Below are 18467 nucleotides of genomic sequence, written 5' to 3' on the forward strand. Positions count from 1 at the left end.
AACTCGCCGAAGAATCGCCGCGCACATTCTGGTTGAGGTCGGAAGAGGTCTGCCTAGAATGAGGGAGCCAGCCTGCTGCTGAAGTGCAGGTCGGCGTTCCTCGGCGATCTATTCACCCCCATGAGAGATCGGAAACCATCCAACCGGCCCGGTTTTGCGGAGGCTTGTGTATGTTCCAGATTGTTCAGGCTGAGCCTGCGGCGATCGCCGTGCGCGCAGCCTCGTGGATGGACTTGCCGGAGCTTGCGCAGCGGCTCGCGGCGGCAATTGTGGAGTGCGGAGGCTGGATGCTCAGCGCTTCGACCGACGCAACGGAGTTGAGCATCCTGTTCGAGTTCGAATGCGACGCCTCTCTTGAGATGTATGTCGCGCTGGTGAGCTGCGGGTTGTCCATCAACAAGCGCGGCCACATCGATCTGACGCGGTTGTGGCAATGCGCCCGCAGCCAGAAAGAAAGCCCTTGCCTGCACATTGGGCGGATCGCTCTTACCGTATTCGCGTCTGGCGCCGAGCAGTTGCGGGCCGCGTGCGCCGCCCGGTAGACGGTCTGCACATCGGCAATCAGGCGCGCCCGGCGAACTCGCGGGTTTCGGTGTACACCTTCACCGCATCGCCTACTTCGATGAAGAGCGGAACCTTGACTTCGATGCCCGTCTCAAGCTTGGCCAGCTTCGAGTTGCCGCCGGAAGCGGTAGCTCCCCGGACGCCCGGCTCGGTGTAGTCGACCTTGAGTTCGACCTGCTGCGGCAACTGGATCCCGATGGCGTTGCCGTTGAATTTCTCGAGCTTGATCATCATGCCTTCGGTCAGAAAATCGAGGGCGTCGCCGAGCTTTTCTTTGCCCAGCATGATGGTCTCGAACGTGGTCTGATCCAGGAAGTAGGAGCCGTCGCCGTCGCTGTAAAGGTAGGACGCTTCCGCATCTTCGAGATCGGGCTCCTTGAACTTTTCACTGGCCTTGAAGGTCTTGTCGAAAACGGCGCGCGTAAGCAGGTTGCGCATCTTGAGCCGGACCAGCGTCTGGCCGCCGCGAGCCGTGGGCGTGGAGACCTCCACGTCCAGGCAGAGATACGGCACGTTTTCAAGTTCAAAGTACATTTTGCGCTTGACGTCGATGGCATCAATGAGTGCGGCCATTGGTTCCTCAGTAGTCGGTGATTAGTCGTGGTCAGTCGAATTTCGAATGATCCGGTCCTCTCCATGGTAAACGGGTCCGCTCGGCCAGGCTGAGGGAAAGGTGAGCCAGGTTCAACCTTAATTTTGGTAAAGAATCGGATTCCCACTTGCCGGGCGCGGGCGCGGCGTAGTTGAATTGGAGCGGTTCACACAAACGTTTTACCACTGGGGGATTTATGCATCGGTCGCTCCGACCTGCTTCGCTTGTACGATTGGCCCTGACGCTATGTGCTGTCGCGACAATCTCAATTCCCGGGGTGGCGCAGCGGCCCCAGGGACAACACAAACCCACAGGTCCGTGGATGAACACGAGCCTTTCTCCGGACGAGCGCGCCGACCTGGTCATGAAGGAAATGACGCTGGACGAGAAGGTCGCCCTGCTGCATGGCGTGGGCATGCCGACCGACGACCCGGTCACGCCGGAAAACGCCGCATCGAATCGCGGCGTGGGCTACACCGTAGGCGTTCCGAGGCTCGGCATTCCCGGCATCGACATGAGTGACGCCGCGTACGGCGTGCGCTCCAGCGGCGTGAATGGCCGCTACTCGACCGCGCTGCCCGCCAACGTTGCGGCAGCCGCCAGTTGGGACACCGACGCAGCCTACGAATACGGCAAGCTCATCGGCACTGAACTGCGCGCGCAGGGCTTCAACATGACCCTGGGCGGCGGCGTGGACATCACAAGGGAGCCGCGTAACGGGCGCACCTTCGAGTATCTCGGCGAAGACCCGATTCTGGCCGGCGAACTGGTAGCCCGGCTGATCCAGGGAACGCAGTCGCAGAACATCATTGGCGACATCAAGCACTACGCGTTCAATGACCAGGAGAGCGGCCGCAACTTCGTCAACGTCACCGTGGACAAGCGCGCAGCGCACGAGAGCGACTTGCTGGCCTTCGAAATCGGCGTGCTCAAGGGCAAGCCCGCCGCGGTCATGTGCTCTTACAACCGCGTGAACGGCGACTATGCCTGCGAAAACGACTGGCTGCTGAATGAAGTGCTGAAGAAGGACTGGAAGTTCCCGGGATTTGTCCTGTCCGACTGGGGCGGCACGCACTCCACTGAGAAGGCTTCTAAGGCCGGCCTCGACAACGAGCAGCCGGGACACAACTGGTTCGGCGACAAGTACAAGGCCGCGGTGGAAGCAGGCAAGATCCCGCAGACCGAGCTTGATGATCACGTGCACCGCATCCTGCGCTCCATGTTTGAAACCGGCGTGGTCGATCGTCCGCGGCAGCGCTACGTAGTGGACCCGATTGCAGGTCTGGAAACGGCGCGCAAGATTGAAGAGAACAGCATCGTTCTGCTCAAAAACAAAGCCAGCGTCCTCCCGTTGAAGGCCGGCGCCGTGAAGACCATTGCCGTGATCGGCGCGCACAGCGATGTGGGCATGATCTCGGGCGGCGGATCGGCGCAGGTTGATCCCATCGGCGGAAACGCGCTCAAGCCTTTCGGCCAGGGCCCCACCCATTGGCTGGAAGAAATATGGTTCCCCTCGTCGCCGCTGAAGGCCATCCAGGCGCGCGCGCCGCACGCCACCGTGAAGTTTGACGTGGGCACAGATCCGCAGAGCGCCGCAGCCGCGGCCAAGGGCGCCGATGTGGCGATTGTGTTTGCCTACCGCTGGGAGAGCGAAGGCATGGACCTGCCCAACCTCTCGCTTGAAAAGTACAAGGCGGACGGCAAGGAAGTGGACCAGGACGCGGTGATCGCCGCCGTGGCCGCGGCCAATCCGCACACCGTCGTAGTGCTGGAGACGGGCAGCCCCGTGACGATGCCGTGGGTGGATGCTCCGGCCGCCATCCTCGAGGCCTGGTACTCGGGTTCAGCCGGCGCGGACGCCGTGGGCAATGTGCTGTTTGGCACCGTAAACCCCAGCGCCAAGCTGCCCAATACCTTCCCGAAAACCGAAGCCGATCTGCCGCGGCCGGCCATTGAGAAGCCGCCTGCGATGCACTGGAGCTCGCCATCACAGGAAGGCGAAGCGAAGGTGCCGGACTACGGCGTGACCTATGACGAAGGCGTGAAGGTGGGCTACAAGTGGTATGACGCCGAAAAGAAGCAGCCTCTCTTCCCGTTCGGCTACGGCCTCTCCTACACCACCTTCGGCTATTCGGCCCTGAAGGCTGACGCCGGCGACACAGTGAAGGTCACGTTCACGTTGGCCAACACCGGCGCGCGGGAAGGTGCGGAGATTGCTGAGGTCTACGCCGCATTGCCTGCCGCCGCGCAGGAGCCCCCGAAACGTCTGGTGGGATTCGCCAAGGTGATGTTGAAGCCAGGCGAGAAGAAGCCGGTCACGGTCGAGATCGAGAAGAAGTACCTGTCGATCTGGGACGAGAGCAAGAATGACTGGTCGCTGCTGCCGGGGGATTACACCATCCTGGTGGGCGGCTCCAGCGACAAGCTGCCGCTCAAGGCAACCGTGAGCCTGAAGTAGTCAGCGCGTATCAAAGGGAAGAGGCCCGAGCGAAGGCTCCGGCCTCTTTTTCTTTCTGTCATTCCCGAGAGAATCTGCTGTTGTTCTGACGCGGCGCGCGCCTGGATACATCAACTCAAAAACTGCGCTAAACTTGCGCGAGCACGCCGGGCGAGTTCCTCCCCATCGTGAGGATCAACTCCCCAAACAACGTGTTCGCCCAGGCAAACCACGCACGCGTGAACTTCTTCGCATCGTCTTTGTTGAAGCTCTCGTGCATGAAGCCGGTGCCGGCGTGCGACGCCTTGAGCCAGCGCAGGCATTGGATCTGCTCCTGGTGATCATGCGTGGTGAGCGCGCGCATGATAATCGACATGGGCCAGATCATGTCGCGGCCAATGTGCGGACCGCCAACGCCCTCGGCCGCACTGCCGCGGAAGAAGTATGGATTCGCGTCGCTGAGCACGAACTTGCGCGTTGCCTGATACGCCGGGTCTTCGATACTGCAGGACTCGAGATACGGCATGCCAAGCAGGCTCGGCACGTTGGCGTCATCCATGAAAATAGCATTGCCGAAGCCGTCAATTTCGTAGGCGTAAACATCGCCCGCGGTAGGATGATGCAAACGGGCATGGGCTTGCAGCGCTGCCTCGATCTCGTCGGCAAGGGCGCGCGCCTCACGCGCCGCCTTACCATCGCGCGCAATCTGGGTCAGCATCTCCTCAATGCGGTGCAGCGTGCGCACCGCGAAAAAATTGCCGGGAATGTTCAGCGGGTAGGCGCAGGCATCGTCAGACGGTCGGAAGCCTGAGTAAATCAGCCCCACCGGCCGCGCCGGATTCCCGAAGCCGTCCTCGCTCAGTGTGTCGGTGGGCGCGGGCGAGGAGCGCTGGAACGAGTACGGCCCCCTCGAGCCTTTGCGCTGCTGCGTTCTGAACGTCTCGAGGATGACATGCATGGCCACCGCCCAGCGCGCATCGAAGGGGCTTGAGTCGCCCGTCTCTTTCCAGTAGCGATAGGCGAGGCGTACGGGGTAGCAGAGCGAGTCGACCTCCCATTTGCGCTCGCCCACACCGGGATGCATCTGCGTCTTGTCGTGCGTCGACCACTCCAGCGGCTGGCGGCTGGCAAGGTCGGGCATAAAGGCGTTGGCGTAGGAATCGGCGATGATACAGCGCGTCTGGCGCCGAATCACCCCTTCAATGAGCCGCGCCAGTTGCGCATCCTGCGCTACAAACTGAAGATAGGGCCAAACCTGCGCCGACGAATCCCGCAGCCACATGGCGGGTATGTCGCCGGTGACCACCACGGTGTCCGGCTTGCCTTCGTAGCTGCCGAATTCGACGGTGGTGTCAAGCGTATTCGGAAGACAATTTGAGAAGAGCCACGCGAGTTCAGGGTCGCGAAGTTTCGCGGCCGTCGCGTCAATCGCCGCATCCACAGCCTTGCTGCGAAACTTACGTGCAGCCGGCGCGGGCCGCCGGGATTGAAAGGCTGGCTGGGCAATCGAAATCGCGGAAGGCAAGGACGCCGCGCCGGCGCTCAATGCCATTCCGCGCAGTACGGTACGACGCGACAGGCGGTTTTTATCCATGAAGAAGTCTCTCGATCTCCCATCATAGAATCCCCGCCGCCCCGCCCCGCAATCTCCGTTCCAACCGGCCCGTTTCTCTGCCATACTTCAATGCGAACTTGCCTGTGGTGGAGTCGCCAAATGAATTCTCCGGCACACGCGCGCATCGACCGTGGCTGCCTGCTCTTTACTGCGTTGCGAGCGTCGTCATTGCCTGGACGATTGGCAGTTCCATGCCGCAGGTCACGGTCATGTCCGCGGGCCAGACCGCGTCTGCCGCGTTCACGCTGATCGTCAAGATGTAACGAGGAATGCAGAATCGTTCAACTCAATCAGCACGTTCACTCGGCTTCGCGGGGAACCTGCTCCAGCAGCCGCTTCCACGTCTTCTGATTTCTGCGGAACGACTTCTTCAGGTCTTCCAGGATGCGCTCGAAATCGGCATTGGTGCGGAAGTTGTTCCACGCCGGATTTTTCTGGAACCACGGACAGTTCTCGTTGCCCAGATAGATGGCGCGGCGCAGCCAGTGCAGCGCTTCCGTGGCATCGCCCTCCACCGCGAAGTAGGTGGCCAGTCGATATGCCATTTCGCTGTCGGCCTCGGCCGCTGCAAGGGTTTCGTCCTTCATCAGAGCGGCTGCTTGGGCACGCTCATTGGCCAGCACATAGCAGATCGCCAGAGTGGGCACAGCGATGCGCAGCGAGTCATCGTCGCGAATCACACTCTCAAGAATGTCAATAGCAGCCCCCAGATTACCCAGCCGCATCTGCTGATATCCCGATGAGGTGCGCAGCAACGGGTGCCGCGGTTCCAGCGCCAGGCCCTTTTCAAGCTCGTCTCCCGCGAGCTCCAGTTGATTCTGATAGTGATATACGCGGGCGCGATGGTTATAAAGGATGGCAGCGTTGGCCGGGTTCAGCTTGAGTGCGCGATTGAATTGATGCAGCGCCTCGTCGTACATGCCGTCCCCGCGCAGCGCCAGGCCCGCCACCATGTGTACGTTCCAGTCGTTGCCTGCATTGCTAAGCAGATTGAGGATGCCGTGGCGCGCCGATTCTTTTTCGCCGCGCGAGAGCAGCATGTAAACACGATAAAGGTTTGCTTCAATCGCAGCGGGATCGATATGCAGCGCCTGCTCAAACGCGCGGCGTGCCAGCATGATGTGGCTCTGTCCGCCAAATCCGTGGCGGGCGTATTGCAACTCGGCAATGCCAAGACCGCTCCAGCCCAGCGCGAAAGCGGGATCTTTGCTGGTGACGCTGCTGAACAATGCATGCGCGCGATCCAGATCGGCCCGCGAACCGGTGCGCACCATGAACGAGCTGAGCAGGGCCCGCGCCTGCAGATATTCCTCGCTCACCGAGCCGGGAAGAGGCTCCTCGCGGGCCGGGCGGGGCGCGTCCACCTGGTCCACCGCGCCCAGGCCATGCAGCGCCGCGAACACTTCATTGGAAATTTCATTCTGCACCGCGATCAGATCGAGCGAGGGCACCCGGATCACTCCGCCCGAGCGTACGCTCTGCGAGCTTACTTCGAGCAGTTGCCAGTTCAGATCGAAGCCTTGCTCGGAGCGCACAAAGCTTCCCGCCAGCACAAACGAAACAAGCAGCCGCTGGCCCAGTTGCAACGGGTCCATATGCGCGACGGGCGGCGTCGCGGACAACGCCATCAGAGTGCTCGACGGACGAACCACGAGGCCAGGGATGCGCGCCAGCCGCGCCGCAATGGCATCGGCCAGCGCATAGCCGTAGAGCGGCGCGACTTCGCTGGCACCCAAATTCGTGAATGGCAGCACCACCAGCGAGTTCGTCTGCGCGCGGTCGCCTGAAGACTCGCGGAACCGTTCCGCAAGCATCGACAAAAAACCTGTCGTCCGCTTTTCGGCCTCGGCTTCCGTAGTGGGCAGGTTGGCCGCGGCGTCACCCGGAATGCTGCCGGTTTCAATCTGCAGCGCCTTCATGATGGTCTTGAGCGCTTCACGCACGTCCGCAGCAGACGCGTAGCGCGACGATGGATTTTTCTCGAGACAAGTCTCGATTACGCTCTTGAGTTCGGCCGCAATCTCCGGCACGATCTCCGACAGATCCGGTGGATCGGAAAACTGAATGGAGCGGATCGCCTGAAAATCCTCCGCATCCGGGCGCGCGAACGGATGGCGCCCTGAAACCAACTCGTACAAAATCACCCCCAGCGCCCAAATGTCAGACTGGACGCTTGAGTGCCCCGTAACAAACTGCTCCGGCGCCATGTAGCGGATGGTGCCGCCCCGCGCCGTGTAAGTGGCCGCTATGGAAGCGTCCTTGGCCAGCGATGGCTTGGTCGGATCGAAGGTGGCATCCTCCGGTCGCAGCCGCCGAGCGAGACCGAAATCCAGAATCTTCGCCAGGCCGCCATCGGTCAGCATCACGTTTTGCGGTTTCAGGTCGCGATGAAAAATGCCCAGCGCGTGCGCCGCCTGCAGCCCGTCCGCCACCTGGATACCTACGCTGAGCACAAGCTGCGGCCTGGCCGGGCCGCGCGCAATAAGAACGTCAAGAGACTGCCCCGGGACGTATTGCATCACGATGTATGCTTCGCCGCCGCTTTCGCCTACTTCATAGATGGCGCAAACATTGGGGTGCTCAATTGCAGAGGCCAGCCGCGCCTCGCGCAACACCGTCGACCGTACCTTCTCCGCGGACATGGCGCCGGTGCGCAGGATCTTGAGCACGACAGGGCGCTGCAGCAGCGTGTCCGTGGCCAGGTAGACCACTCCGCTGCCCCCGGCGCCAAGCCGGCGAACTATCTCATATTGTTCAATCGTCCGTTTCGCCATGCGTGCTGATTCCAGTCTACCTGCCGCCGAATTCAATGCGTTCCAATGCGCAGGAAACCACACCTCCGCAAATGCCGGAATTCTGTTACCTTCGTAGTAACCATGAGCAGGGCGGGCAGAGCGGCGCGCGCAATAGGAATGCGCCTGATAGCGGCGTGGGCAACGATGGCCGTCGCTGGCTGGGGTGCCCTTGCCCAACAGACCATGCCTCCCGCACAGCCCCCCGCAACCACTGACCAGCAGCAACCAGGTTCCGGCGCCGAAGTGCACACCGGCACCAGCGCCGGCATCACGCTCGATGTGCGCGTCCGTAACTTGCTTGCTGACCATGAGTATTTTCAAGTGGCCGATGTGCTGGACCAGTTGCCCCCGGAGCAGGCGCAGTTATATCGCGGCATCCTCGCCAACCGGTCCAACCATCCGCACCGCTCCATTGATTTGCTGGAGCCGCTGCTTGAAAAGATAGTGGCCGCCGGAGACGCAGCCGACGAGAAGCTGGTGCGAAAGGCGCTGGCGGAAGACTACCTGCGCACAGGCGATTTTCCCAAAGCGGCCAAAGCTTACGAGGCCCTCGAAGCCCGTCTCAAAGGCAAGATGAGCGACGACGAGCAGGCGGAGATTGAAATGCCGCTGAAGATGCTTCCGCTGGCAGCCGCGAATCCGCCCATGACCGTCGATCCCTGCGAACGCTTCCTCATGCAGGTCAGCAAAGACCCACTGGGCCTGATCGATGTTCCGGTCTTCGTTGACGCGCAGCCCCATAGCTGGATGCTCGATCCCACCGCGCCGTTCAACCTGATTGCGCGATCCACGGCACGCGAAGTGGGCCTCAAAGTCTCAGACCAGGCAGTCACGATCCACTCGCTCACCGGCCGGCCGATGCAGGTGCATGTCACGGTGATTCCGCGTTTCACGATTGCCGGGAGACTGACGCTGCGCAACGTGACGGCCTTCGTTTTCGACGACGCGGACTATGCCTTTCCGCACAGCAAATACCAGGTGCAGGGCGTACTAGGCTACGCAGCACTCCAGGCGCTGGGAAGCGTGAAGATCACGGCCGATGCCACCATTGAAGTGCAGCCCGGCAAAGAGCCGGACTCCGCAATGGTAGCCGGAACAAAGGACGGCGCAGGTCTTGCCGCCGGCAAGAGTGCAGCCGATCCCGTGGGCGCCCACTTCTTCCTCGATGGAGATCAGATCATCGTAGCGCTCGGGTCGCCGGGCAATGAGCGCATGTTCATGCTCGATGCAGGCGGCCAGCAGAGCTACCTCACGTCGCGCTACTATGCGGAGCACGCAGACGTTTTCAACCGGCAGCCCACCAACCAGTTCTCTATTCCCGGCGATGCGTCCATTCCTCCGCAGCAGGCATACATGGCGGAGACGGTTCCGCTGGAAGTGGGCGGCACCATGCTGCGCGCGCATTATCTCCAGGTGCTCACGCAGCCGCTCGGCTCGGCCGCGCTTGACGACGTCTATGGCGTGCTGGGCATCGACGTCCTCGATCAAGTGCGCAGCTATACGTTCGACTACCGGTCCATGAGGTTCAGCGTCTCCCCGGAGTGAGGTCAAGATGGCCACGCAGGCTGAAAAATCAAAGCAATTCCGCGCGCTGCACGACCGCGAGAGCGCATTCATCCTCCCGAATCCCTGGGATACGGGAACCGCGCGCATGCTGGCGCAGCTTGGCTTTGAAGCCCTGGCCACCACCAGCGCCGGCTACGCATTCTCGCGCGGCACTGTGGATGGGGCCGTGGGCCGCGATGCGATGATGGCGCATGTCGCTGAACTAGTCGCAGCCACGGAACTGCCGGTCAGCGCCGATCTCGAAAATGGCTTTGGCGATGCGCCGGAGTTCGTCGCCGAAACCATCCGCATGGGCGCGGCGCACGGGCTTGCCGGCGGTTCCATTGAAGACGCAAGCGGCAATGCAGCCGATCCAATCTACGCGGTCGAGTTTGCAAAAGAACGCATCCAGGCCGCAATCGAAGCAGCGGAATCTCTTCCCTTCCCATTCACGCTCACGGCACGCGCCGAAAATTATCTGCACGGCCGTCCCGATCTGAACGACACCATCCGCCGCCTGCAGGCCTACCAGGAGGCGGGCGCGCACGTGCTCTATGCGCCGGGGCTCACCGCCAGGGACGACATCGCCGCCGTAGTGCAGTCCGTGGATCGGCCGGTGAATGTGCTGGCTGGCATGCCTGCCATGCAGCTTAGCGCGGCGGAGCTTTCTGCGTTGGGCGTCAAACGCATCAGCACCGGCAGCGCGCTTGCCCGCGCCGCTCTTGGCGCGTTCCTGTTGAGCGCGCGCGAGATGGCGCTTCACGGCACATTTGGCTTCGTTGAAGGAGCAGCGACGAATTCGCGTGACGTCGTTCCGCTGCTCGAGGCGTGGCACAAAGCTTCCACCAGATCCTGATCAGCCGATGGGCAGGCGCACGGTGGCACGAGCGCCATCCCCCTCTTCGCGATTCACCAGCCGGATCTCCCCGCCGTGCGCGCGCGCAATTTGCTGCGCCAGCGCCAGGCCAACGCCGCTGCCTTTGGGCTTGGTCGTGTAAAACGGCACAAACAGGTTCTCGGTATTGGCGATTCCCATGCCGGTGTCTTCAATCGTCACCCACGCGGCCGCATCGGCAATCCGCCAGCTCACCCGCACATCGGATGCGTTGTTTGCCAGCGTGGCATCCACGGCGTTTGCCAGCAGGTTGATCAACATCTGTTCCAGCTGGTCAGGATCAGCATGAAGAAGCACCACCGGTCCCCCTTCCAGTTCCACGTGCAACCGCTGCTCCAGCAGCACCACCTGCTCCAGCAGCCGCTGCAACGAAACCGATTTGAGATGCGGAGGCGGCAACTGCGCAAGCAGCCTGTACGACTGCACAAAGCGGTGCAGCGCATCCGCGCGGCCTTCCACCACGCCCAGTCCGCGGCGAAAATCGCGCATCGTGTCCGCGTCCCCCTCCATCGCGTCGACGCGTGCCAGCAGGCTGCCGGCAATCGACTTGATGGGCGCCAGCGAGTTCGACAGCTCATGCCCCAGCACGCGGATCAGGCGCTTCCACGCCGCCTGCTCCTCTTCCTGCAGCGGCACGCTCACATCGGCCAGCAGCAGCAACGTGTGCGGCACTCCCTCCTGGCGGAATGTAGCCTTGCGCAACAGCCAGCGTGTGGGCCGGTCGCCGAATGAGTGAACGGTTTGATCCGCCGCATTGAGCAGATCTTCGAGTCCCAGTTCCGCCGCAGAGTGTCCAAACGATCGCGCATACGATTTACCCAGAATCTGCGTGCCCGACGTGTTCACCAACTGCAGAACATCCTCGCGATCGAAAGCGAAAAGCGGCGAGTGCATCACTTCAAGAATGCGCGCCAGCAGCGCCGTGGCCTCAAGCGAGCGGACGCGCTGCTTCTGCAGCAAATCGGCAAGAGCATTCACTTCGGTCGCAAGCTCGCCCATCGCGTCGCGCGACCCCGCGCCGCGCGCGCGGAAGGAGTAGTCGCCCTCGCGCATAGAAGCCACAACGTTCGACAGCGTCTGCAGCGGCCGCACCAGGCTCTCGATCAGGGCTGCGGCAATCAGAAGCAGGTAGAGCAGGAGACAGCAGACAATCAGGATCGTGACACCCGTTCCGGTATTCTGCTGAAACAGCAGGACGCCCGCGAACAACAGCCCTGGCAACGACAGCCAGAAACAAAAGAGCCACGCGCGCCGCACCGCAGAGCGCGGCCGGCGCCTGCGCGCCTTTCGATCAGAGGCCATATTTTTCGATGCGGCGATAGAGAGCCGCGCGGCTGAGTCCGAGCACGTCCGCGGCCTGGGATATGTTGCCGTCGCAACGGCGAAGCACTTTGCGGATAAGAAGCGCTTCGACTTCATCAATACTCATGTTGTCGAACGAGGGCGTGGCAGAGCGCGCCGCGCTGATCGCAAGGTTGGCCGGATCGATCTCGTTCCCGCGGCAAAGCAACACGGCGCGCTCCACCGTGTGCTCCAGTTCACGCACGTTGCCCGGCCACGCATACTGCATCATCTGCTGCATGGCCACCGCTGAAAAGCCGGTGACCTGCTTGCGATACCGTGCCCGGCTGCGATTGAGAAAGTGCACGGCCAGCAGCGGAATGTCTTCGCGGCGATCGCGCAGCGCCGGCAGATGAATCTCCACTGTATTCAGGCGGAACAGAAGATCCTCCCGGAAATTTCCCGCCGCTGCCTCTTCGTGCAATTGTGAATTGGTGGCTGAAAGCACGCGCACATCCACGCGCCGCGTTTGGGACGAACCCACCCGCTCAAGCTCGCCGGTCTCAAGCACGCGCAGCAGCTTCGCCTGCTGTCGAATAGGGACATTGGCAATTTCATCCAGAAACAGCGTCCCGTTGTTCGCCAGTTCGAATCGCCCGATGCGGTCCGTGCGCGCATCCGTGAACGCCCCTTTCACGTGACCAAAGATCTCGCTCTCGAACGTGCCCTCCGGCAATCCCCCGGCGTTCACAGCCACCAGCGGCATGCGCGCGCGTGGAGAGGCAGCGTGCAGCAGCTTGGCCACAATCTCCTTGCCTGTGCCGTGTTCGCCCGTAATCAGCACGTTGGCATCGGACGGCCCAACCTGCGCAATGAGCTCAAGCACGGGCTGCATGGACGCGGCGGTGGCCACAAACTCCGGCATGCCCTCCGCTCGCAGCAGGCGGTTTTCCAGTTCCAGTTGCCGCGCCCGCCGCAGCGCCTGGTGCAGCTCCGCATGCACCCGGATAAGGCTGATGAGCCGCTCGTTCTCCCAGGGCTTCTGAACAAAATCGCGCGCCCCGCGCTTCATGCTTTCGACGGCAAGATCGATGTTGCCCCAGGCCGTCATCACGATCACAGGCAACCGCGAATCCATCTCCTGGATACGCGCCAGCAGATCGAGGCCTTCCTGGCCCGATGTGGTATCCCGCGTGTAATTCAGGTCGATCAGCAAAACGTCATAGTCGGTCTGGCCCAGCGCTTCCAGCGCTAGCTGCGGCGTGCGAGCACAATCGACGATGATTCCCTGCGGCTGCAGAAGGAGTTCCACAGCCTCCAGAATGTGGGGCTGATCGTCCGCTACAAGAACCCGGATTTTTGGTTGCTTACTCGGAATGGCCTGCCTCCACTGCGCCGGTTTTGATGTCAACAATCGGTCCGGACCATGACCCGCGCGCGATGTTCCGCGCGCGGCGCGTGGCCCGCAAACGGATGGATGCTTTCAGCCATTCTACGGCGCGTGCGTCACCACTCCCATCTTGGCATCGTCTATGGATACGCCCATCCGCTCCAGAGTCGTTCCAGTGGCGCGGTCAATATCCACCTTGGCTTTTTCATAGGCCGTCTGGGCCGCCACAAGCGCCGATTCGGCCACCCCCAGATCATGCTGAGCAAGCAGCGTATCGCTGCCGGACTTGGCGCCCAGCTTCTGCTCCTGCTGGGTAACCTCGAAAGTATGCTGTGCCAGATCGCGGGCCTTTTGCGCAGAATTCACGAGCGCCCCCTTTTGCTGCAACGCGAACTGCGAGTTGCGCACATCGAAGCGGATGCTCTTCTTCTGCTCTTCAAACGTGATCTGGCGCTGACGAAATTCCAACACCGCGCGAAACTGATCCGCCTTGGCCACCCGGTTGCGAAGGTTAATTTGCAGATTCATCCCGAACTGGTATTCCGGCGAAGAGTAATTGAACGTGTTCTGGAACATGCCGCCGAACCCCGGAGGCAGTTCGGAGGCGCACTGGTCAGGCCCCAGGTTGCAGTTTGGATTCGGCTTCCCGGCAATCCCGGCTCCCGCATAGAATCCATAAGCGTCCAGCGTAGGTAACAATTCGCTGCGGATGGACTTGAGACTCATCTGCGCCACCTGCATCGCGATCTCGTCCTCCTTGACATCGGGACGATTCTTTTCAGCTTGTGTGATCAGGTCGTCAATGGAGCTCGACGCATTGGGATCAGGCGTCCCGGTGTTGTCGAGGGGAATGACCGGCATTTCGGCAATCGCCGGATCATCCATTTTTGTGATGGCGTTCTTGATCAGAAGCTCGTTGAGCCGGAGAGTCGCGCGCGACACCGTAAGGTCACCTTCGCTGGTGGCCACGTTCGACTCATCCTTCGTCACCTGCATGGCCGGAATAGCATTCAGCTCAAACTGTTTCTGATCGTCGGAAAGAGTCTTCTGCGCGAACGAGAGCAACCGTTCCTTCACCTGCTCGTCTTGATAAGCATTGACTAGATCCCAGTAGATGTTCTCCACCTGGGTAATCGTGGCTATCACTTGGGAACGAAATGCGAGATCGTTAATCTGCTGGTTCTTCCTCGCGATGTGCATGTAACGCTCGTTCGTGGCGATTCCGAAACCAGCCAGCAGGTGCTGCGTCAGAACAAGCTGAAAATTCGAATAGAGCGTGGGATTAACTGAATCGTAGGGGCTGTTATTCGCGAAGCGCTGGGCCTCATAGTTGATCGCCAGGCCCGTTCCGAACGGAAACGCCTGGCTGTATCCGGCCAGGGCCTCGATGGTGTTCTGCTTGAAAATCAAAACGCCCGTCTGGAAGGCATTGCCCTCCTGCGTCACATCGTGATCCAAAAAGGCTTTAAAGTTCAGGTAAGGATCGAAAGACGCAACCGCGGTTCCCGCGCCCAGCGTCGACGTGACAATGCCGCCTGCGCCTGCAGCCGCGGAACCGGAACTGGCGCCCGCGGAACCACTGCTGCCGCCGCCAAACCCTCCCTGGGTCGACGATTGCACCACCCCGGTGTTGACTCCCTGGGCAAGGCCACCGGCCTTGGTCCGCGCTACATCGGTTTGCGCGATCGGGAAGTTATAACGGAAATAAGCGATATCCAGATTATTCTCGATCGCGAGCGCAATCACGTCCCGCAGCGAAACGTAAAGCTTCCCATCGCGGATCAGGTTCTGCAAACGCGGGGAGTTGCTCAGATCCAGTGGCGGCGCGTCACTTGGAAAGTAAGGCGAAAATGGTTTGCGCGAGTGCGGCAGTTCCACGTGGAATGGTTGCTGCGAGCCCACCGCCTGTTGTTGTTGCGCCTGCTGCATCTGCTGCGCCAGCGTAAGCGGCGCAGCAGATGCGGCGCTCGCCGGGGGCGCCGGAGAATCCGGCGCGGCCTTTGCCTGCTCTGACGATTGAGCCTGCATCGGCTCAACCCCCAGGACCAGATTCGCCTGCAACAGTACGACCGCCAAAATTGCCTTCATCCGCCTGCCCGCAGCGCCGCGCGCTCCGCGGTTCATCTGGGTGGAAATTGCGTTCACCTTTTGAATATCTTTCACTGGGCCCCCGTGACAACTGGAGAATCGACGGCGACGTCACGCGTGAGCCATCCGTCGTGGAGTTCGAGAATGCGCGATCCGTAGCGAGCGTTCTCTTCTGAATGAGTTACCTGCACGATAGTCGTGCCATTCCGATTCAGTTCCCGGAATAGCTCCATGATTTCGCGCGCCTGCGTGGAATGCAGATTGCCCGTGGGCTCATCGGCAAGAAGCAGCGAAGGCGCGTGCACAACCGCGCGCGCTATGCCTACAAGTTGCTGCTGCCCGCCCGAAAGCTGATTCGGGAAGAGGTCCTTCTTCGCCACAATCTGAAAACGGTCGAGGATGTCTGCAACCATGCCGGCCCGCTGCTTCGAAGCCAGATTCTTATACGACAAAGGCAGGTCGATATTCTCCGCCACGGTGAGATCGTCAAGCAGGTGATAGCTTTGAAACACCATGCCGATCCGCTGACGCGCAAGATCGGCGCGTTGCTTGCGATTGAGCGCATGCACTGCAGTGCCGCCAAACCAGTACTCGCCTGCCCAGCCATCATCGAGCAGCGCCAGCACGTTCAGCAGAGACGACTTCCCCGCTCCGGACGGGCCCATTACCGTTACGAATTCGCCTTCGTTGATGGTGAGACCCACGCGGCGCAACACCCACGTTTCCGTGTGGCCGGTCTTGTAACTGCGTTCTACATTTTTGAGGTCAATCATTTTTCCTACTCCGATCGCAAAGCCTGAATGGGGTCAACAGCAGCCGCGCGCCTGGCCGGCAGCCACGCTGCAAAGAGAGAAGCGGCGGAAAGCACCAACGTCACCGCTGTGAAAGTGAGCGCATCGTGCGGGCGCACTCCAAAAATGTAAGAAGCGGCCAGCCTCGCGGTAAACCATGCCAGCACTGCGCCGCAGCCCACGCCGGCTGCCACCAGCACCACCGCCCGCTTCAACATAAGTCCGACGATATTGCCCTGCGGCGCGCCTAGCGCAATACGCACGCCAATCTCTCGCGTACGCTGCGCCACCGCGAACGACAGCAATCCGTAAAGGCCCACAGAGGCGATCAGCAACGCCAAGCCGGCAAAGCCTCCCAGAAGCCGCGCCATCAAAGCCTGATTGCCATACGAGTCCTCCACCGCTTGCCGAATGGTCTTCACCTTGGTGGTGGTCGCTTCGGGTGCAACTTCGTGCAGAGCCTTGTCGAACTGGGAACGCAGCGCGTCCGCCGGGACCCCGGCGCGCATCGCCACCTGGATGAACGCAGCCGCTATTCCATAGAGCGGCGTGCCCGGCTGCGTCTGCGCCAGGCAGAAATAGATCTCCGGCTTCGTGGCTTCCGCCAGGCTGGTCTGCTTGGTATCGCCAATGACGCCCACGATGCGGATATCGGCGAAGCGGCCCTTTTTGTCCATGGAGAGCGTATGTCCGACAGCATCGGCACCGGGTAGATACCTGCCGACGAAAGCCTGGTTCACCACCGCCACCACCGGAGAAGATGCCGTATCCTCGTCCGTGAAGAAGCGCCCGCGCACCATCGGGATCCCAAGCGCCTCCACCAATCCGGGCGATGCGATACGTCCATCCGCCTGTGGCTGCTTGGAGTACCCAACCTCCTTGTGATCGATGTTCGTGATGATGGAAACACTCATCTCCCGCCGCAACGGCAGCACGGAACTCAACGCAACCACCTGCACGCCGGGAATCGTCTTGAGCCTCTCCAGCAGCGGCAAGTAGGAATTCTGCACCACGCTCGGCCGGTCCACTCCGTTCTCCTCATCCTCAAGCTGGCTGCCGCCGTTGAGAATGATTCCGCCGGTCAGAACGTTCTGCTGCGTGAAACCAAGTGGAACATCGCGCAAGGCATAGATGGTGCGGAGGAACAGTCCCGCGCCCACAAGGAACATCAGGGTCAGCGCCAACTGCCCCGCCACCAGCACCTCGCGCGTGCGGTTGGCCCCGCTCGATTGAGTAGCCGCTCCTCCCGCAAGCGCATCGCGCACGTCGCGCCGCATGGCCCGGACCGCCGGAAGGACTCCGCACACCAAAGCAGTAAGCAGCGCCAGGCATACAAGGCAAATCACCACACGCCAGTCCACGTGGACTGCGTTCGTCAACGGAAGCTCATGCTCAATCTGGCGCCACAATACCTTCAGCGCGCCAGCACCCAGTCCCAAGCCGGCCAGTGCGCCCGCTCCGCTCAGTAGCAGGCTTTCAACCAGGCTCTCCTGCAGCAGCCGCCAACGGCTCGCTCCGAGAGCCGCGCGCACAGCATGCTCGCGGCTGCGCGCAATGGCGCGTGCCAGCATCAGACCAGCCACGTTCAGGCACGCCAGGCACCAGATGCCCGCCACCACTCCATACAACAGGAACAGCGGCTTGCGGACCTTCCGATTCAGGAGCGTCTGGCAGTCCGTCACCTTGATGCTCGATGGAAGCTCGTCGCCGCCTGTCACCTCTCGCGCAATCACCGCCTGCGCCCGACTCAGATCTGCGGCGAGTTGCTGGGCCGTCATCCCGTCCGGCAGCCGGGCAAACATCTCTCCCCATCGCGCCTTCTCGCCCATCGCGGACGCTGCGTTCGGCCCAAGCTCCGCAGGAGACCATGCCGCCATCTTGTTGTAGTACGAAAAAAAGAAGCCCTGCGGCAGAACGCCTATCACGGTGTAAGGCTGGTGGCGCATGGTGAGCGTGCTTCCAATCGCCGCCGGATCACCCTGGTACAGCTTCTGCCACGTGTCATATCCAATCAGCACAACGCGATTCTTGCCCGGTTGATCTTCGTCCGCGCGAAAGCTGCGGCCCAGCACCGGGCGCACGCCGAGCACGTCGAACAGACCCGCCGTCACCGTGGGCACTTCAATCTGAAACCTGCCCGCCGGCGTAACCACACTCGCATTTTGCGGACCGCCGTATACGATTGCGCCAAACTTCATCCGCGACCCCGCCGCGTCGCGCAGTTGCACCATGTTGGAGTAGGTCAGCGTGTAATACGGCATCGCCCCGGAGAGCTCCACTGCTACCAACCGGTCTGCTTTCTGCAGTGGAAGAGGCCGCAGCAGGATACCGCTGAGCAGCGTGAACACGGCAATGTTCGCGCCCATGCCCAGCGCGAGTACCGCCACCACAGTAAACGCAAACCCCGGCGTCCTGCGAAGTTGCCGCAGCGCATGGCGCACGTCCTGCATCACTGATCCCATCCCTGCTCCCCT

At 61.6% G+C, this 18467-nt stretch carries 13 protein-coding genes; 5 read left to right on the forward strand and 8 right to left on the reverse strand.

Features of this window, described 5'->3' with window-relative positions; genetic code table 11:
* Positions 1–170: 170 nt before the first annotated feature.
* Positions 171–542, forward strand: coding sequence for a hypothetical protein (locus VGL22_RS07075; RefSeq protein WP_465266202.1), 372 nt, complete (start codon positions 171–173; stop codon positions 540–542).
* Between the two features lie 19 nt (positions 543–561).
* Here the strand turns inward: VGL22_RS07075 and efp are convergent, their stop codons facing one another.
* The gene (efp, locus tag VGL22_RS07080) at positions 562–1137 is read right to left on the reverse strand and encodes an elongation factor P (RefSeq protein ID WP_465266203.1); all 576 of its coding nucleotides are present in this window, start codon (positions 1135–1137) and stop codon (positions 562–564) included.
* A 341-nt stretch (positions 1138–1478) separates the two neighbouring features.
* Between efp and VGL22_RS07085 the strand changes: the two genes are divergently transcribed.
* Positions 1479–3614, forward strand: a complete 2136-nt coding sequence (locus VGL22_RS07085; RefSeq protein WP_465266204.1) for a beta-glucosidase — start codon at positions 1479–1481, stop codon at positions 3612–3614.
* Between the two features lie 127 nt (positions 3615–3741).
* Here VGL22_RS07085 and VGL22_RS07090 read toward each other — a convergent pair whose 3' ends face one another.
* A complete protein-coding gene (locus tag VGL22_RS07090; RefSeq protein ID WP_465266205.1) occupies positions 3742–5187 on the reverse strand; it encodes a glycoside hydrolase family 125 protein in 1446 nt (481 codons plus the stop codon).
* 107 nt (positions 5188–5294) lie between these two features.
* Between VGL22_RS07090 and VGL22_RS07095 the strand changes: the two genes are divergently transcribed.
* A complete protein-coding gene (locus VGL22_RS07095) occupies positions 5295–5471 on the forward strand; it encodes a hypothetical protein (protein WP_465266206.1) in 177 nt (58 codons plus the stop codon).
* Between the two features lie 36 nt (positions 5472–5507).
* Here VGL22_RS07095 and VGL22_RS07100 read toward each other — a convergent pair whose 3' ends face one another.
* Positions 5508–7982 (reverse strand): protein kinase domain-containing protein, encoded by a 2475-nt coding sequence (locus VGL22_RS07100; protein WP_465266207.1) that lies wholly within the window; start codon positions 7980–7982, stop codon positions 5508–5510.
* 138 nt (positions 7983–8120) lie between these two features.
* Between VGL22_RS07100 and VGL22_RS07105 the strand changes: the two genes are divergently transcribed.
* Together VGL22_RS07105 and VGL22_RS07110 are read left to right on the forward strand one after the other, a co-directional pair.
* The gene (locus tag VGL22_RS07105; protein ID WP_465266208.1) at positions 8121–9548 is read left to right on the forward strand and encodes a retropepsin-like aspartic protease; all 1428 of its coding nucleotides are present in this window, start codon (positions 8121–8123) and stop codon (positions 9546–9548) included.
* A gap of 7 nt (positions 9549–9555) precedes the next feature.
* Complete coding sequence (locus tag VGL22_RS07110; RefSeq protein WP_465266209.1) at positions 9556–10404, forward strand: isocitrate lyase/PEP mutase family protein; 849 nt, start codon at positions 9556–9558, stop codon at positions 10402–10404.
* Here VGL22_RS07110 and VGL22_RS07115 read toward each other — a convergent pair whose 3' ends face one another.
* The 5 genes from VGL22_RS07115 to VGL22_RS07135 all read right to left on the reverse strand — a co-directional run bounded on the left by VGL22_RS07115 (position 10405) and on the right by VGL22_RS07135 (position 18455).
* Positions 10405–11745, reverse strand: coding sequence for a sensor histidine kinase (locus VGL22_RS07115; RefSeq protein ID WP_465266210.1), 1341 nt, complete (start codon positions 11743–11745; stop codon positions 10405–10407).
* Complete coding sequence (locus VGL22_RS07120; RefSeq protein WP_465266211.1) at positions 11735–13138, reverse strand: sigma-54-dependent transcriptional regulator; 1404 nt, start codon at positions 13136–13138, stop codon at positions 11735–11737. The genes VGL22_RS07115 and VGL22_RS07120 overlap by 11 nt, the downstream gene beginning before the upstream one ends.
* A gap of 78 nt (positions 13139–13216) precedes the next feature.
* Positions 13217–15259 (reverse strand): TolC family protein, encoded by a 2043-nt coding sequence (locus tag VGL22_RS07125; protein WP_465266212.1) that lies wholly within the window; start codon positions 15257–15259, stop codon positions 13217–13219.
* Positions 15260–15273: 14 nt separating this feature from the next.
* Positions 15274–15975 carry an ABC transporter ATP-binding protein gene (locus VGL22_RS07130; protein WP_465266213.1) on the reverse strand — a complete coding sequence of 234 codons (702 nt, stop codon included), beginning with the start codon at positions 15973–15975 and terminating at the stop codon, positions 15274–15276.
* A 5-nt stretch (positions 15976–15980) separates the two neighbouring features.
* Entirely contained in the window at positions 15981–18455 is a 2475-nt protein-coding gene (locus VGL22_RS07135; protein WP_465266214.1) for an ABC transporter permease, read from the reverse strand.
* Between the last annotated feature and the right edge of the window lie 12 nt (positions 18456–18467).

The sequence above is a fragment of the Occallatibacter sp. genome (assembly GCF_036502485.1).
Lineage (GTDB): Bacteria > Acidobacteriota > Terriglobia > Terriglobales > Acidobacteriaceae > Telmatobacter.